Origin of the sequence: Klebsiella sp. AqSCr (genome assembly GCF_008452795.1) — a bacterium.
Lineage (GTDB): Bacteria > Pseudomonadota > Gammaproteobacteria > Enterobacterales > Enterobacteriaceae > Klebsiella > Klebsiella pneumoniae.
The window spans coordinates 655,331-670,288 of the sequence record NZ_MJDM01000005.1 but is presented as its reverse complement, the minus strand read 5'-3'; the positions used below and the strand labels follow the sequence as shown (position 1 = coordinate 670,288).

Sequence of the window (14,958 nt, the reverse complement as noted above, 5' to 3'; positions counted from 1 at the left end):
ATCGTGCCCCTGCGCCATAGGTTGTTCAGGATTTGCTGTAATGATGACACTGACCGTTGAGTATTATTTCACCCATTCCCAGGATAAGCTCGGCATGTACGCCAGTGACCCGGAGGATAATAGCCAGGAGCACGGCCATGAATTTGCCGAACTGGTGATCGTTGAGGAGGGGCATGGGTTACACGTTATTAATGGTCGCCCGCTGTATATCCAACAGGGAGACGTATTTTACGTCCAGCCTGGCGATGTGCATTATTATGATGAGCTGGGGACGCTGAAGCTGATTAATGTCTTAATTAATCCGGCGGTGGCCTTTGGCTATTTACAGCAGATGGAGGGATTGCTGCAGCAATTATCCGCGCAGCGCGCCGCCTGCTATGGCTGGCTAGCGCCGGAGACTCGCAGCTATTGCCGGGAACTGGTGGAAAAGATATTTTCCCCGGCGCTGAGGGCGGCGGATAATACTCCGCTACGGGAGTCTCTCTTTTTCCAGCTGGTGACCACCATTCTCACAGCCGAGTCGGAAGCCGAATATAGCAGCACTCGCTATAAACTGCATAAATTACTCACCTGGCTTCAGGAGCACTGTTTCGAAGAACATAACTGGCAGCAGCTGGCGGAGCAATTTCATCTCACCACCCGCACCGCGTTTCGCCATATTAAAGAGGCCACCGGATTAACCCCGGATAATTATCTGAAACGTCTGCGGCTGGTCTCCGCGCGGGTCAAATTACGCGAAACGGAGATGACCATTACCGAAGTGGCTTATCTGTGCGGCTTTGCCAACAGCAACCACTTTACCACCCTGTATAAAAAAGTGTTTGGCCTGACCCCCAGCGCCGATCGCCGCCGCCCACCGGGTTAAAAGGGGGCCGCAGGCCGGGCAGGTGAAAAACCTGCCGCCCGCGGCAAGTCATGCTTATTCGTCGAGGGAGTTTGCCCGCACATGACGGCCGCTGGCGACAAAATTGCCGGTGCCAAGATGATGCAGGGTATTGAGCTTATCGTCGTCGAATTGCCAGCGTCCGGTGACGAACGCGCGCTCATCGGCGGCGGCAGAGACCACCTCCCCGAACAGGGTATCGTACTGGGTCTGGGCCGCCGTCGCCGGCAGCAACCGGCACTCCATCCATGCCAGACATTTCTCCTCGATCAGCGGCAGCCCCAGCTCCGGACCGGTTACTACCGGGATCCCCCAGGCATTGAATTTGTCCTCATCGCGGCCGCTGACGCTGCCGACGGCGTAGGTCCAGCTGGCGGCTGCGACGCCGGGAACCACAATGCCGAAGGTGCCATTGCGCTCGATGATCTCCCGCGTCCAGGTGCTTTTATCCACCACGATAGCCACCCGCGGCGGGGCGAATTCCACCGGCATTGACCAGGCGGCGGCCATAACGTTGCGCCGGTCGGACGGGGCATCGTAGCTGGTGATCAAAATGGTTGGGCCGTGGTTGAGCAGACGGCTGGCGTACTGCAGTTCAACGTGGCGAAAGCGGCTCATAGGCGTTCCTTGAATAATGGGTCGGTTGGCAGGTAACACGTTAAGCCGCAATGAAAATGTAATCAATACGTCATCTCGTCTGACTATAGTCGCCAGCACTAAGTCCCAAAGAGGATCACAATATGTTGGCTCCCCTGATGCTATCCCAGGTGAGCGTGCCCCGTCGGATGTCGACCGCCGGGCTGGTCTCGCTGTCCCGAAAGGGAGGGCGATGATGCGCACGCTGACCCCTATCACCCTGCAGGAGGTCTCTTTCGCCTTCGCAGAGACCCCTATTCTTGACCGCTTCACGTTGCATATCGAACCCGGCCGCATCGTGGCGCTACTGGGCCCTTCCGGCTGCGGCAAAAGCACGTTGCTGCGTCTGCTGGCCGGGCTGAGCGTGCCGGCCAGCGGCGAAATCCGCTTTGGCGACAGGCTGGTCGCCCGCGCAGGATGGGGATTGCCCCCGGAGCAGCGCGATATCGGCATGGTTTTTCAGGATTATGCCCTCTGGCCGCATATGAGCGTGGCGCAGAACGTCGCCTTTCCGCTGCGCATGCGCGGCGTCTCCCGCAGCGAACGCGAGCGCCGGGTCAGCGAGGCGCTGGCGCGGGTAGGCCTCAATGGCTTTGCCGAACGTAAGCCTTCAGGCCTCTCCGGCGGTCAGCAGCAACGGGTGGCGCTGGCGCGGGCGATCGTCGCCGCGCCGCGGGTGCTGCTGTTTGATGAACCGCTCTCCAACCTGGACAGCGAACTGCGCGAATCGCTGTGTGGCGAAATGAGCCGCCTGCTGCGACAGCTCGGCATCACCGCCCTGTATGTCACCCATGACCGACGTGAAGCCGAGCTGTTAGCCGACCAGATTGTCTATTTATCCGCGGGCCGCGTGGCCGCTGTCCGCGCCGTTACGCCAACCTCAGGGGAAGTTGCATGAACACCGTTATGACCGTTAAGAAAGGAGTGGTACTCGCGATGGCTCTCTCCGCCATGATGCTCTCCAGCGCCCATGCGCTGACCGTTTACACCGCCGGACCCGGCTCGCTGGCGAAAAGCCTGGCCAGCGGTTTTGAACAACAGACCGGGGTGAAGGTGACCGTTTTTCAGGCCACCACCGGCAAAGTGATGGCCCGACTGGAGGCCGAGCAGGCCAACCCGCAGGCGGATGTGCTGATCTCCGCCTCGTGGGATACCGCCGAAGATCTGCACCAGCGGGGCTGGTTGTTGCCTTTTGCGAGCGCCAACGCCGACCAGGTACCGGCGAACCTGAAATCGGCGGACTATATCGCCCAGGGCGTCTCCGCCCTGGGTATTGTCTGGAACAGTAAAAGCGGCACCCCGGAACCGAAAGAGTGGCGGGATCTCACCCAGCCGGCGTTTAAAGACAAGGTGACAACCCCCGACCCGGCGCTCTCCGGCGCGTCGCTGGATTTGCTGATCGGGCTGCAAAACAGCATGGGCGACCAGGCCTGGCAACTGTTTGACGATCTGAAAAAGAACGGCATGGTAGTCAGCGGACCCAACGCCCAGGCGGTGACGCCGGTGATGCAGGGGGCGAAAGCGGCGGTGTTTGGCGCGGTGGATTATGTCTCCTACGGCAACATTCAGCAGGGCGAGTCGCTGAAGGTGATCTTCCCGGCCAGCGGAACAGTGATTGCCCCGCGCCCGATGATGATCCTCAAAACCAGCCAGCATCCCGGCGATGCCAAAGCCTTTATCGATTACGTGCTGTCGCCGGAAGGTCAGGCGAAGGTCGCCGACGCCTGGCTGATGCCCGCCCGCCGCGACGTGGCGGCTAAACGTCCGCTACTGGACGCGCTGAAGGTGCTGCCCACCACCAGCGAGGGCAGCAGCGAGCGGGGCGCCGTGCTCGCCCGCTTCAGTCAGCTGTACGCGCAGTAATTGATCCCGTTTCTCCGGCGCTGGCCGCCGGAGGACCCTCAGCTTCAGGAACCGGTTGTGAAACAAACATTCCTTTCCGGCGCGACCCTTGCCGCCCTGGTGATGCTGGTCGCGTTACCGTTAGTGTTTATTCTGCTGCAGGCGATTTTTCCCCATTTTAGCGCCGGTTCGCTCGGGGACGCCTTTGGCGGTATCCCGGCGCTGCTGGCCGATCCTCAGCTGCCGGCGATGCTCGGCGGTACGCTGTGGATCGCCGCCGGCGTGGCGCTGGTCAGCGTAATGATTGGCCTGCCGCTCGGCATCCTGCGCGGTATGTTTTCGCTGCCGCTGCCCCGGCTGTGGGATCTCCTGTTTTTGATCCCCTTTCTGACGCCGCCCTATATCTCGGCGCTCTCCTGGATGCTGGCCCTGCAAAGCCAGGGCTATCTGCAGCAGCTGACCGGCTGGCAGCTGAACGATCTGCTGTTCAGCCGCAGCGGGATCGTGCTGGTGATGACCTTTAATATATTTCCGGTGGTCTACTTTGCCGTCTCCCGCAGCCTGCTGGCGAGCGGGACCCGGCTGGCGGTGGTCGCCCGCGTCCATGGCGCCAGCGCCTGGCGCGCCTTCTGGCACGTGACGCTACCGATGCTCTCTCCGGCGCTGGCGGCGGGGATGCTGCTGGCGTTTACCCTCGCCATCGAGGAGTTTGGCGTACCGGCGGCGCTGGGCAGCCGGGCGGGAGTGGTGATGCTGACGGTCGGTATTGAGAAAAAGCTGGCCGACTGGCCGGTGGATCTCCCTGGCGCCGCGCTATTGTCGCTGCTGCTGATGGCGGTGGCGTTGTTCGCCTGGTGGCTGCAAAGGCGGCTGGTGGGGGAGAAAGAGGTCACCAGCGTCACCGGTAAGCCGGGGGAGAACCACGGGGCATCGCTGGGCTGGATGATGCTGCCCGCCGTGCTGGCGATGGCGGCCATCGGCGGCCTGGCGGTCGGCGTCCCCGCCGTCTCGATGATGCTCACCAGCGTGATGGGCACGCTCTCAGGTGGCGTGAGTGTTGAGAATGTCACGCTGCGTCATTTCGCGGCGCTGTTTGACCAGCAGGGAGATGCCCTGTCGGCCCTCGGCACCAGCCTGTCGCTGGCCCTGGGTTCGGCGCTAATCGTCGGCGCGCTGGGCCTGCTGACCGCCTGGCTGGTGATGGTGCAGAAGATTAAAGGGCGCGGGATGGTGGACGCGCTGTCGCTGATGCCGGCGGCGCTGCCGGGCGTGGTGGTGGGGGTCGGTTTGATCCTGCTGTGGAATCAGCCCTTCTGGCCGCGCTCGCCCTATAACACGCTGTGGATGCTGCTGCTCTCCTATTGCTGCCTGCTGTTGCCCTGTCCGGTGCGCTATGTCGGCAGCGCGCTGCGCCAGCTGGGCCCGAACCTTGAGCCCGCCGCCAGGGTGCACGGGGCGTCGCCACTGCAGGCGCTGCGGTTGATTGTCCTGCCGCTGGTCTTTCCGGCGCTGCTGGCGGCGATGCTGATGGTGTTCGCGGTGGCCTCCCGGGAGCTGGTGACCTCGCTGCTGCTCTCTCCGGCCGGTACGCAAACCGTGGCGGTGTTTATCTGGCGCCAGTTCGAACAGGGTTCCGTCGGTCAGGGCATGGCGATGGCCAGCCTGACGTTGTTGACCGGTCTGGTCCTGATGCTGACGGCGCTGGCGCTGATGCAGCGCCGCACGTGCGGTTAACGCTAAGCGCACAAAAAAGACGGTCGGCGCGGAAAAATAGGCTATAAATGTCGGACACCTACAGCTGGAGGCCCTGATGAGTCCCTTTTTACGCGCCTATTTTTCCCGTCTGAGCTGGACGGGTGAGCCTGATGTTTCCATTGATACCCTGCGGGAACTGCATCTGCAGCATAACAGCGCCATCCCCTTTGAAAACCTCGACGTCCTGCTGCCGCGTGAAATCCACCTTGACGATGGGGCGCTGGAAGAGAAGCTGATCGCCGCCCGCCGCGGGGGGTATTGTTTTGAACAGAATGGCCTGCTGGAGCGCGCGCTGCGCGAGATAGGCTTTAACGTCCGCAGCCTGCTGGGCCGCGTGGTGCTGGCCAACCCGCCGCAGATGCCGCCGCGTACTCACCGTCTGTTGCTGGTGGAAGTGGCGGGGGAGCGCTGGATCGCCGACGTCGGCTTCGGCGGCCAGACGCTGACCGCGCCGATCAAACTGCTGGCCGATATCCCACAGCAAACGCCGCACGGCAGCTATCGTCTGGTGCATGAAGGGGATGAGTGGACGCTGCAGTTCAACCATCACGAACACTGGCAGTCGATGTACCATTTCGATTTAGGCCGCCAGTATGCGTCTGATTATGTGATGGGCAACTTCTGGTCGGCGCACTGGCCGCAGTCCCACTTCCGTCACCATCTGCTGATGTGTCGTCATCTGCCGGACGGTGGCAAAATGACCCTCACCAACTTCCACTTTACCCACTGGGAGAATAACCATGTGGTGGAGAAGATCGATTTTGCCGATGTCTCCGCGCTGTATGAAGGGCTGCAGACCCGCTTCGGCCTGGGGGTGGACGATCCTAAACATGGCTTCAGCGAAGCGGCGCTGGCGGCGGTGATGGCGGCGTTCGATACCCATCCGGAAGCCGGGAAGTAAATCTCCTCATGCCCGGTGGCGCTGCGCTTACGCGGGCCTGCGAGGTTTGAGCCTGTGAGAGGCCCTGTAGGCCGGGCAAGGCGTAGCCGCCACCCGGCGAAATTACAGGTACCGTGCCTGATATCTTGCCCGGCGGCGCTGCGCTTGCGCGGGCCTACGGGTATGAGCCTGTGAGAGGCCCCTGTAGGCCGGATAAGGCGTAGCCGCCATCCGGCGAAATTACAGGTACCGTGCCTGATATCTTGCCCGGCGGCGCTGCGCCTGCGCGGGCCTACGGGGTATGAGCCTGTGAGAGGACCCTGTAGGCCGGGTAAGGCGACAGCCGCTACCCGGCGAAATTACAGGTACCGTGTCTGATATCTTGCCCGGCGGCGCTGCGCTTGCGCGGGCCTGCGAGGTTTGAGCCTGTGAGAGGACCCTGTAGGCCGGGTAAGGCGACAGCCGCCACCCGGCGAAATTACAGGTACCGTGTTTGATATCTTGCCCGGCGGCGCTGCGCCTGCGCGGGCCTGCGAGGTATGAGCCTGTGAGAGGCCCCTGTAGGCCGGATAAGGCGTAGCCGCCATCCGGCATAAAGCCTGGAGTCAGGTACGATAAATACCCGGATTTGGCGCGAAGGCCTCGTCCGGGCTACCGGTAAGGATGAATGGTAAACGCCGCCAGCGCTCAGCGCCGGGAGCGTACCACCTGGTAACGCCGGGTGAAATATTCCACCGGCGCGCTCCAGACGTGAACCAGCCGGGTGAAGGGGAAGATCAGAAAGATGGTCATTCCGAGCACCAGGTGGACGCGGTAAATCCATGCGACACCGTCCAGATGCGCCGAGGCGCCGCCGTGGAAGGTGACCACCGCCTGCGCCCAGTCCACCAGCTTGAGCATTTCGCTGCCGTCCGGATGCTGGGCGGAGAAGGGGATGGTCGTCAGCCCCAGCGCGCACTGAATCAGCAGAATGCACAGGATCAAAATATCCGCGGTCGTGGAGGTGGCGCGAATTCGTGGGTTGGTCAGGCGGCGCATCAGCAGGCCGATACCGCCTACCAGGGTCAGCACGCCGCAGATGCCGCCAAGGATCATGGCCATCAGCTGCTTCTGGGACATCGGCAGGAACCACGAGTAGACCCAGTGTGGGGTCAGCATGCCAAAGAGATGGCCAAAGAAGATGCCGAGAATGCCGATATGAAATAAGTTCGACCATAGCACCATCCCGCGCTTATCCAGCATCTGGCTGGATGAGGCGCGCCAGGTATACTGCCCGTAATCGTAGCGCAGCCAGCTGCCCACCAGAAAGACGGTGCCGCACAGGTAAGGGTAGATATCGTAAAAGAAGACGTTCAGATACTGGATCATTTCGGGCCTCCGGCGCGGATGTCAACGTACTGCGGCGCCACATTCTGACTAAAGCGTCGTTGATAAGCTTGCATCGACGAGCTATCGCAAGCGGTCGCATTATCTTCGATAAACTTCACCTGCTCTTCTTCCCACACGGCGTCCAGCGCCTGATGGGTATCGTCGCGCTTTTCTCCCGCCACCTGTTTTGTGACACTGTCACTGGTGAGCGGGCTTTTAGCCAGCGCCAGCAGGGCGTCAAACAGCTGGTAGTACGGGCAGGCTCGCTGCTTAAGACGGCCGCCGATCAGCGCCAGAATCGGCGCGATATTCTGCAGCCCCTCCCGAGCCTCCGCGGGAGGTAGAATACTGAGATACTCCAGATACAGCGGCAGATGGTCGGGCAGCTCGCGACAATCGATCTGCAGACCCGCCTGCTGATACTGATTCATCAGGTCGACCATCGCCTGGCCGCGGTCGCGGGATTCGGCATGCACATGTTCAAACAGCAGCAGCGAGGTGGCGCGCCCGCGCTCGAACACCTCGCACCATTCGGCCTGGCGATCCAACAGCGGAGCCGTCAACAGCTCACCGACAAACGGCGTCAGGGAAGGGACATCGGCCCTGATCAGCGCCAGGGCGTCGTCGCGGTTCTCCCACAGTAACTCGTCGGGGTACTCCAGCAGCAGACCGATCACTTTCAGGATCCGCATCACTCGCCCTCCCCATGCTTACGCACGCCGCTGACGTCGATGGCGTCGATCCGCCGGCTGTTAAACAGGTTGAATTTCGTATCTGACCCGTGGCAGCCATCGCCGAAGGTAAAGCCGCAGCCGTTACGTTCCGGAAAGGCATCCTCCGCCAGTTCGCGATGGCTGGTGGGGATCACGAAGCGGTCTTCGTAGTTGGCGATCGCCAGATAGCGATACATCTCTTCGACCTGCTCAACGCTGAGGCCCACCTCTTCAATGGCCCGGGTATCGGTGACGCCCTCGACGGTTTGCGAGCGCTTGTAGTGGCGCATCGCCATCATCCGTTTCAGCGCGCGCAAGACCGGTCCGGTATCGCCGGCGCTCAGCAGATTCGCCAGGTATTGCACCGGGATGCGCAGACTCTCAACCGCCGGCAGGATGTTGCCGTTGCTCGGTAAGCCGCCGGCGTCGGCAACCGACTGGATCGGCGACAGGGGCGGCACGTACCAGACCATCGGCAGGGTGCGATACTCCGGATGCAGCGGCAGGGCCAGCTTCCAGTCCATCGCCAGCTTATAGACCGGCGACTTCTGCGCCGCCTCAATGACGTTGTGCGGGATCCCTTGCTTTAGCGCTTCCTCGATGACCGCCGGATCGTTTGGATTAAGGAACACCTCGCACTGGCGCTCATAGAGGTCGGTTTCATGTTCGGTACTAGCCGCCTCTTCAATACGGTCGGCGTCATACAGCAGTACGCCAAGATAGCGGATGCGCCCGACGCAGGTTTCTGAGCAGACCGTTGGCTGCCCGGACTCAATGCGCGGATAGCAGAAGATACATTTTTCCGACTTACCGCTCTTCCAGTTAAAGTAGATTTTTTTGTACGGGCAGCCGCTGATGCACATCCGCCAGCCGCGGCATTTATCCTGATCGATCAGTACGATGCCATCTTCCTCACGCTTGTAGATGGCGCCGCTCGGGCAGGTGGCCACGCAGCTCGGGTTGAGGCAGTGCTCGCACAGGCGCGGGAGATACATCATGAAGGTATTTTCGAACTGGCCGTACATCTCTTTTTGCATGGCTTCGAAGTTACGGTCGCGGGCGCGTTTCTCGAATTCGCCGCCGAGCAGCTCCTCCCAGTTCGGGCCCCAGTTAATCTTATCCATACGCTCGCCGCTGATCAGCGAGCGCGGGCGGGCGGTCGGCAGATATTTGCCCTCCGGCGCGTTGTGCAGGTGCTGGTAGTCATAGGTAAAGGGTTCGTAGTAATCGTCGATCGCCGGCAGCACCGGGTTGGCGAAAATCTTCGATAATACGCTGACCCGATTGCCGAGGCGGGGCGTCAGCTTACCGCTAATGCCGCGGATCCAGCCGCCTTGCCACTGATCCTGGTCCTCCCAGTTTTTGGGGTAGCCAATGCCCGGTTTGGTCTCCACGTTATTGAACCACGCGTACTCCATGCCTTCGCGGCTGCTCCAGACGTTTTTACAGGTGACCGAGCAGGTGTGACAGCCGATGCATTTGTCCAGATTCAGCACCATTCCAACCTGAGAACGGATTTTCATTTTTTCGCCTCCTGTACCTGATCGCGACCTTCGTCATCCAGCCAGGCAATATTCTTCATTTTGCGGATCATGATGAACTCGTCGCGGTTCGATCCGACGGTGCCGTAGTAGTTAAAGCCATAGGCCAGCTGGGCGTAGCCGCCAATCATGTGCGTTGGCTTCGGACAGACGCGGGTTACCGAGTTATGAATGCCGCCGCGACGACCGGTCACTTCCGAACCCGGGATATTCATAATCCGTTCCTGAGCGTGGTACATCATGGTCATCCCCGGCGGCACCCGCTGGCTCACCACCGCCCGCGCGGTGAGAGCCCCGTTGGCGTTGAACGCTTCAATCCAGTCGTTATCTTCAATGCCCAGCTCTTTCGCGTCGGTTTCGCTAAGCCAGACGATCGGCCCGCCGCGCGACAGCGTCAGCATCAGCAGGTTTTCGCTATAGGTGGAGTGGATCCCCCACTTCTGGTGCGGCGTCAGGAAATTCAGCGCTTTTTCCGGAAAGCCGTTTGGCGGCACGGCCTTCATCTGGCTGACGCTGCGGGTATCAATGGGCGGGCGATAGGCTACCAGGCTTTCGCCGAAGGCGCGCATCCACGGATGGTCCTGATACAACTGCTGGCGGCCGGAGAGGGTGCGCCATGGGATCAGCTCATGCACGTTGGTATAACCGGCATTGTAGGAGACGTGCTCGCTTTCCAGTCCCGACCACGTCGGGCTGGAGATAATTTTGCGCGGCTGCGCCTGAATATCGCGAAAGCGGATCTTCTCATCCTCTTTATTGAGCGCCAGATGGGTATGATCGCGGCCGGTAAACTCTCCCAGCGCCTGCCAGGCTTTCACCGCCACCTGGCCGTTGGTTTCCGGGGCGAGGCTAAGAATAACTTCGGAGGCGTCAATGGCGCTGTCGATCCGCGGCCGGCCTTTGGCCGGACCGTCGGGCTTGACGTAGTTAAGCTTGCCGAGGAAATCGACTTCGCTTTGCGTATTCCACGAAATGCCTTTTCCGCCGTTGCCAAGCTTATCGAGCAGCGGGCCGAGAGAGGTGAAGCGTTCCCAGGTGGCAGGATAGTCGCGTTCCACCAGGACAATCGACGGTGCGGTTTTCCCGGGGATCAGATCGCATTCGCCCTTGCGCCAGTCAAGCACCTCGAACGGCTGCGACAGTTCGCCGGGGGAATCATGCTGCAGCGGGACCAGCACCACATCGGTCTCTTTGCCAAGATGGCCGACGCAGACCTGCGAGAAGGATTTAGCGATATCCTTGTAGATCTCCCAGTCGCTTTTCGCCTCCCAGGCCGGGTCGACGGCGGCGGAGAGCGGGTGGATAAACGGGTGCATATCCGAGGTGTTCATATCGTCTTTTTCATACCAGGTGGCGGTCGGCAGGACAATATCGGAGAAGAGACAGGTACTGGACATGCGGAAATCGAGGGTCACCAGGAGATCGAGTTTGCCCTCAATCGCCGCGGTCTGCCACTCGACTTCCTCAGGTTTTACCTCATCGCTGGCACCCAGTTCATCACCCTGAATACCGCTGTCGGTCCCGAGCAGGTATTTCAACATGTACTCATGCCCCTTACCGGACGATCCCAGCAGGTTTGAGCGCCAGATAAACAGGTTGCGCGGATGGTTTTTGCCGCTATCCGGCTGCTCGGCGGCAAAGCGAATATCGCCTGATTTTAACGACTGGACGGTGAACTCCGCGGGGGAGAGCCCGGCGGCCTCGGCCTGCTGCTTAATGGTCAGCGGGTTGACGTTGAGCTGGGGCGCAGAGGGTAACCAGCCCATCCGTTCCGCACGGACGTTGAAGTCGATGAGGCTGCCGCTAAATTTGCTGGCGTCGGCCAGCGGCGACAGCAGCTCCTGCGCGGTCAGTTTTTCGTAGCGCCACTGGCTGGCGTGGTTGTAGAAATAAGAGGTACTGTTCATCTGCCGCGGCGGACGACTCCAGTCCAGGGCGAACGCCAGCGGCAGCCAGCCGGTCTGCGGGCGCAGTTTCTCCTGACCGACATAGTGCGACCAGCCGCCGCCGCTCTGGCCGACGCAGCCGCAAAATACCAGCAGATTAATCATCCCGCGGTAGTTCATATCCATGTGGTACCAGTGGTTCACCCCGGCGCCGAGGATAATCATTGAGCGGCCGTGGGTCTTATGCGCCGTATCGGCAAACTCGCGGGCGATTTGTTCGATATGTTGACGCGGTACGCCGGTGATCTGCTCCGCCCATGCCGGGGTATAGGCTTTGACCTCGGCGAAATCCTTCGCCGCATTGACATCGTCAAGCCCGCGATCCAGACCGTAGTTGGCCAGAATCAGGTCATAGACGCTGACCACCAGGCCGTTTTCGCCACTGGCCAGCGTCAGCTGTTTAGCCGGTAGCGGGTGAAGGGTCACCGGTGACTGCGCTACGCTGCGAAAATGCGGGTTTTCGTTGCCGCCAAAGTAGGGGAAGCCCACCGACACCACGCTGTCGCGAATATCCAGCAGCGACAGCTTAAGCTCGACATCTTTGCCGTCTGCCCGTTGTTCGAGATTCCATTTGCCTTTTTCGCCCCAGCGAAAGCCGATGGAGCCGTTCGGCGCCACCAGTTCGCCGTCGCTGTTATAGGCCACGGTTTTCCATTCCGGGTTATTACTTTCTCCGAGACCGTCAAGCAGGTCGGAAGCACGCAGCATACGGCCCGGCGTATAGCTGCCGTCGTCGCGCGGCTCGAGTATCACCAGCATCGGCATGTCGGTGTAGGTCCGGCAGTAGTTGAGAAAGTAATCGCTCGGGTTATCGAGGTGGAAGGCTTTGAGGATCACATGGCCCATGGCCATCGCCAGCGCGCTGTCGGTGCCTTGCTTCGGCGCCAGCCACTGGTCGCAGAGCTTAGCGACTTCCGAATAGTCCGGCGTGATGGCGATAGTTTTGGTGCCCTTGTAGCGCACTTCGGTAAAGAAGTGGGCGTCCGGGGTTCGGGTCTGCGGCACGTTGGAGCCCCAGGCAATAATGTAGCTGGAGTTGTACCAGTCGGCGGATTCCGGCACGTCGGTCTGTTCGCCCCAGGTCATCGGCGAGGCGGGGGGCAGATCGCAGTACCAGTCATAAAAGCTCAGGCAGGTGCCGCCAATCAACGATAAATAGCGAGTGCCCGCGGCGTAGGAGACCATCGACATCGCCGGGATCGGCGAGAAGCCGGCGACGCGGTCCGGGCCATAGTGTTTGATGGTCCAGACGTTGGCGGCGGCGATGAGCTGGTTCAGCTCTTTCCAGCTGGAGCGGACAAAACTGCCTTTGCCGCGCGCCGCTTTATAGCTGCGGGTTTTTGCCGGATCCTGCATGATGCTATCCCATGCCAGCACCGGGTCGGGATGCTTCGCCAGGGCTTCGCGCCACAGCTCAATCAGTCGTTTACGCGCCAGCGGGTACTTCAGGCGGTTGGCGCTGTAGAGATACCAGGAGTAGCTGGCGCCGCGCGGGCAGCCGCGCGGTTCGTGATTTGGCAGATCCGGCCGGGTGCGCGGATAATCGGTCTGCTGGGTTTCCCAGGTAACGAGACCGTTTTTGACGTAAATTTTCCAGCTGCAGGAGCCGGTGCAGTTCACACCGTGCGTGGAGCGGACAATTTTGTCGAACTGCCAGCGTTGACGGTAGCTATCTTCCCAGTCACGGTTGTTGTTGTAGACCTGGCCGTGGCCGTTGGCAAAGGTCTCGCCCTTCTGCTTAAAGTAGCGAAAGCGATCCAGAAGTTTACTCATGACATTTCTCCTGCTCCGATGATGTCCGGCATCGTGCCACCCGGCCGGATGAGCGAACGAACTCGTAAGGCCGGATAAGGCGTAAGCCGCTATCCGGCAGATAAATCGTTATGGTTAAGCGGGTTTACGGCGGCCGTAGACCAGCCAGGTCACCAGCACGCAAACCACATAGAAGACAAAAAAGACTTTCATCGCGCCAACCGGTGAGCCGGTCATCGCCAGCGAGGTGCCGAAGGCTTTCGGAATAAAGAAGCCGCCGATGGCGCCGATCGCCGAGATAAAGCCCAGCGCGGCAGCGGTATCGGTCACCGCCTCGTGCTGCGCTTCTTCATCGCTGCCGCCGCGCTGTTTTACGCTGTCGATGGTGAGCTGGCGGAAGATGACGGCGATCATCTGGAAGGTGGAGCCGCTTCCCAGACCGGCGGTTAAAAAGAGCCCCATAAACACCACGTAGAAAGCGAGAAAGCTGCCGGAGCCGCTGCCTGGCAGGGTCAGAAACAGCAGGCCGGTAAACAGCGCCATCAGGACGAAGTTAACCAGCGTCACCCGCACGCCGCCGAGACGGTCGGAGATGATCCCGCCGAACGAGCGCGCCAGCGCGCCGATGAACGGTCCAAAGAAGGCGAGCTTGAGGATATCGACCGCGGGAAACTGGGTTTTCGCCAGCATGGCAAAGCCGGCGGAAAAGCCGATGAACGAGCCAAACGTCGCCAGATAGAGCAGGCTTAACAGCCACATATGCGGTCGCTTGAGAACGGGAAGCTGATCGCGAATCGAGGCCTTTGAACCGGCGATATCGTTCATGCCGAACCATGCCGCGACGGTGGCGAGCAGCAGCAGCGGTACCCAGACGAGCGCCGCATTACTCAGGGTGATTGTCGAACCATCGGGCTGGGTGACGCCATGGACGCCGAGAGAGGTGAAGAGCGGCAGGAAGATGACCGCCGGGGCGACCATCTGCATCACGCTTACGCCCAGATTGCCAAGGCCGCCGTTGACTCCCAGCGCGCTGCCCTGTTTCGCTTTGGGGAAAAAGAAACTGATATTTCCCATGCTGGAAGCAAAATTCGCTCCGGCAAAACCGCACAGCAGCGCAATAATAATAAATACCCAGAACGGAGTAGTAATATTCTGGATTGCCACCCCTAACCAAATACAAGGCACGATCAGGATAACGGTACTTAATACGGTCCAGTAGCGCCCGCCAAAAAGGGGTACCATAAAGGAGTAGGGGACCCGTAATATCGCGCCGGAAAGTGAAGGCAGGGCGGTTAATAAAAAAAGCTGGTCGGTGGTGAAATGAAAACCGACCTTATTGAGATTGACCGCTACGGCGCTGAATAACATCCATACGCAGAAAGCAAGTAGCAGGCAGGACACTGATATCCATAGATTTCTTCGCGCAATGGCTTGGCCTTTATTTTCCCAGAACGCCTTGTTTTCAGGCCGCCAGTTGTTCAAAAGGTAATGATTATCTTTATCATTCTGCACCGACATATTGCCCTCTACTTGCCCGGAAAGGAGTAAATAAATAAGGTCAACAGCTGAATACAAGGGGATAGTGAATAACGCTTAATTTGCGTTATCTATGAAGCGTAGATAAAAAAAACGTGCTGACAGA

11 protein-coding genes are annotated in these 14,958 nt (G+C 60.2%); 5 read left to right on the top strand and 6 right to left on the bottom strand.

Annotated features, from left to right (window positions below; genetic code table 11):
* Window positions 1-40 precede the first annotated feature (40 nt).
* Window positions 41-865: a helix-turn-helix domain-containing protein gene (locus BHE81_RS07120; RefSeq protein WP_004200067.1), complete on the top strand. Its 825-nt coding sequence runs from the start codon at window positions 41-43 to the stop codon at window positions 863-865.
* Between the two features lie 54 nt (window positions 866-919).
* Here BHE81_RS07120 and BHE81_RS07115 read toward each other — a convergent pair whose 3' ends face one another.
* Entirely contained in the window at window positions 920-1,501 is a 582-nt protein-coding gene (locus BHE81_RS07115; RefSeq protein WP_004151228.1) for a flavin reductase family protein, read from the bottom strand.
* A gap of 211 nt (window positions 1,502-1,712) precedes the next feature.
* Between BHE81_RS07115 and BHE81_RS07110 the strand changes: the two genes are divergently transcribed.
* The 4 genes from BHE81_RS07110 to nhoA all read left to right on the top strand — a co-directional run bounded on the left by BHE81_RS07110 (window position 1,713) and on the right by nhoA (window position 6,017).
* Window positions 1,713-2,417: an ABC transporter ATP-binding protein gene (locus tag BHE81_RS07110; RefSeq protein ID WP_004189827.1), complete on the top strand. Its 705-nt coding sequence runs from the start codon at window positions 1,713-1,715 to the stop codon at window positions 2,415-2,417.
* The gene (locus BHE81_RS07105) at window positions 2,414-3,382 is read left to right on the top strand and encodes an ABC transporter substrate-binding protein (RefSeq protein ID WP_002906621.1); all 969 of its coding nucleotides are present in this window, start codon (window positions 2,414-2,416) and stop codon (window positions 3,380-3,382) included. The genes BHE81_RS07110 and BHE81_RS07105 overlap by 4 nt, the downstream gene beginning before the upstream one ends.
* A gap of 57 nt (window positions 3,383-3,439) precedes the next feature.
* Complete coding sequence (locus tag BHE81_RS07100; protein WP_023301883.1) at window positions 3,440-5,095, top strand: ABC transporter permease; 1,656 nt, start codon at window positions 3,440-3,442, stop codon at window positions 5,093-5,095.
* A gap of 76 nt (window positions 5,096-5,171) precedes the next feature.
* Window positions 5,172-6,017 (top strand): N-hydroxyarylamine O-acetyltransferase, encoded by an 846-nt coding sequence (gene nhoA / locus BHE81_RS07095; protein WP_004175970.1) that lies wholly within the window; start codon window positions 5,172-5,174, stop codon window positions 6,015-6,017.
* A 666-nt stretch (window positions 6,018-6,683) separates the two neighbouring features.
* Here nhoA and narI read toward each other — a convergent pair.
* From narI to BHE81_RS07070, 5 genes are all read right to left on the bottom strand, one after another.
* On the bottom strand, window positions 6,684-7,364 hold the full coding sequence (gene narI, locus BHE81_RS07090) for a respiratory nitrate reductase subunit gamma (RefSeq protein WP_004175972.1): 681 nt from the start codon (window positions 7,362-7,364) through the stop codon (window positions 6,684-6,686).
* Window positions 7,361-8,056, bottom strand: coding sequence for a nitrate reductase molybdenum cofactor assembly chaperone (gene narW / locus BHE81_RS07085; protein ID WP_023301884.1), 696 nt, complete (start codon window positions 8,054-8,056; stop codon window positions 7,361-7,363). Before narW ends, narI begins: the two co-directional genes overlap by 4 nt.
* Complete coding sequence (gene narH, locus BHE81_RS07080) at window positions 8,056-9,600, bottom strand: nitrate reductase subunit beta (RefSeq protein WP_004148517.1); 1,545 nt, start codon at window positions 9,598-9,600, stop codon at window positions 8,056-8,058. The genes narW and narH overlap by 1 nt, the downstream gene beginning before the upstream one ends.
* Window positions 9,597-13,337 (bottom strand): nitrate reductase subunit alpha, encoded by a 3,741-nt coding sequence (locus tag BHE81_RS07075; RefSeq protein ID WP_110246337.1) that lies wholly within the window; start codon window positions 13,335-13,337, stop codon window positions 9,597-9,599. Before BHE81_RS07075 ends, narH begins: the two co-directional genes overlap by 4 nt.
* Before the next feature lie 114 nt (window positions 13,338-13,451).
* A complete protein-coding gene (locus BHE81_RS07070; protein ID WP_110246336.1) occupies window positions 13,452-14,834 on the bottom strand; it encodes a NarK family nitrate/nitrite MFS transporter in 1,383 nt (460 codons plus the stop codon).
* Window positions 14,835-14,958: the final 124 nt, after the last annotated feature.

What these genes read in the sequence shown, in the direction of transcription:
- narW (WP_023301884.1), bottom strand. Translation starts at nt 8,056, where the DNA reads ATGCGGATCCTGAAAGTGATCGGTCTGCTGCTGGAGTACCCCGACGAG.
- narH (WP_004148517.1), bottom strand. Translation starts at nt 9,600, where the DNA reads ATGAAAATCCGTTCTCAGGTTGGAATGGTGCTGAATCTGGACAAATGC.
- BHE81_RS07110 (WP_004189827.1), top strand. Translation starts at nt 1,713, where the DNA reads ATGATGCGCACGCTGACCCCTATCACCCTGCAGGAGGTCTCTTTCGCC.
- BHE81_RS07120 (WP_004200067.1), top strand. Translation starts at nt 41, where the DNA reads ATGATGACACTGACCGTTGAGTATTATTTCACCCATTCCCAGGATAAG.
- BHE81_RS07105 (WP_002906621.1), top strand. Translation starts at nt 2,414, where the DNA reads ATGAACACCGTTATGACCGTTAAGAAAGGAGTGGTACTCGCGATGGCT.
- BHE81_RS07115 (WP_004151228.1), bottom strand. Translation starts at nt 1,501, where the DNA reads ATGAGCCGCTTTCGCCACGTTGAACTGCAGTACGCCAGCCGTCTGCTC.
- narI (WP_004175972.1), bottom strand. Translation starts at nt 7,364, where the DNA reads ATGATCCAGTATCTGAACGTCTTCTTTTACGATATCTACCCTTACCTG.
- nhoA (WP_004175970.1), top strand. Translation starts at nt 5,172, where the DNA reads ATGAGTCCCTTTTTACGCGCCTATTTTTCCCGTCTGAGCTGGACGGGT.
- BHE81_RS07070 (WP_110246336.1), bottom strand. Translation starts at nt 14,834, where the DNA reads ATGTCGGTGCAGAATGATAAAGATAATCATTACCTTTTGAACAACTGG.
- BHE81_RS07075 (WP_110246337.1), bottom strand. Translation starts at nt 13,337, where the DNA reads ATGAGTAAACTTCTGGATCGCTTTCGCTACTTTAAGCAGAAGGGCGAG.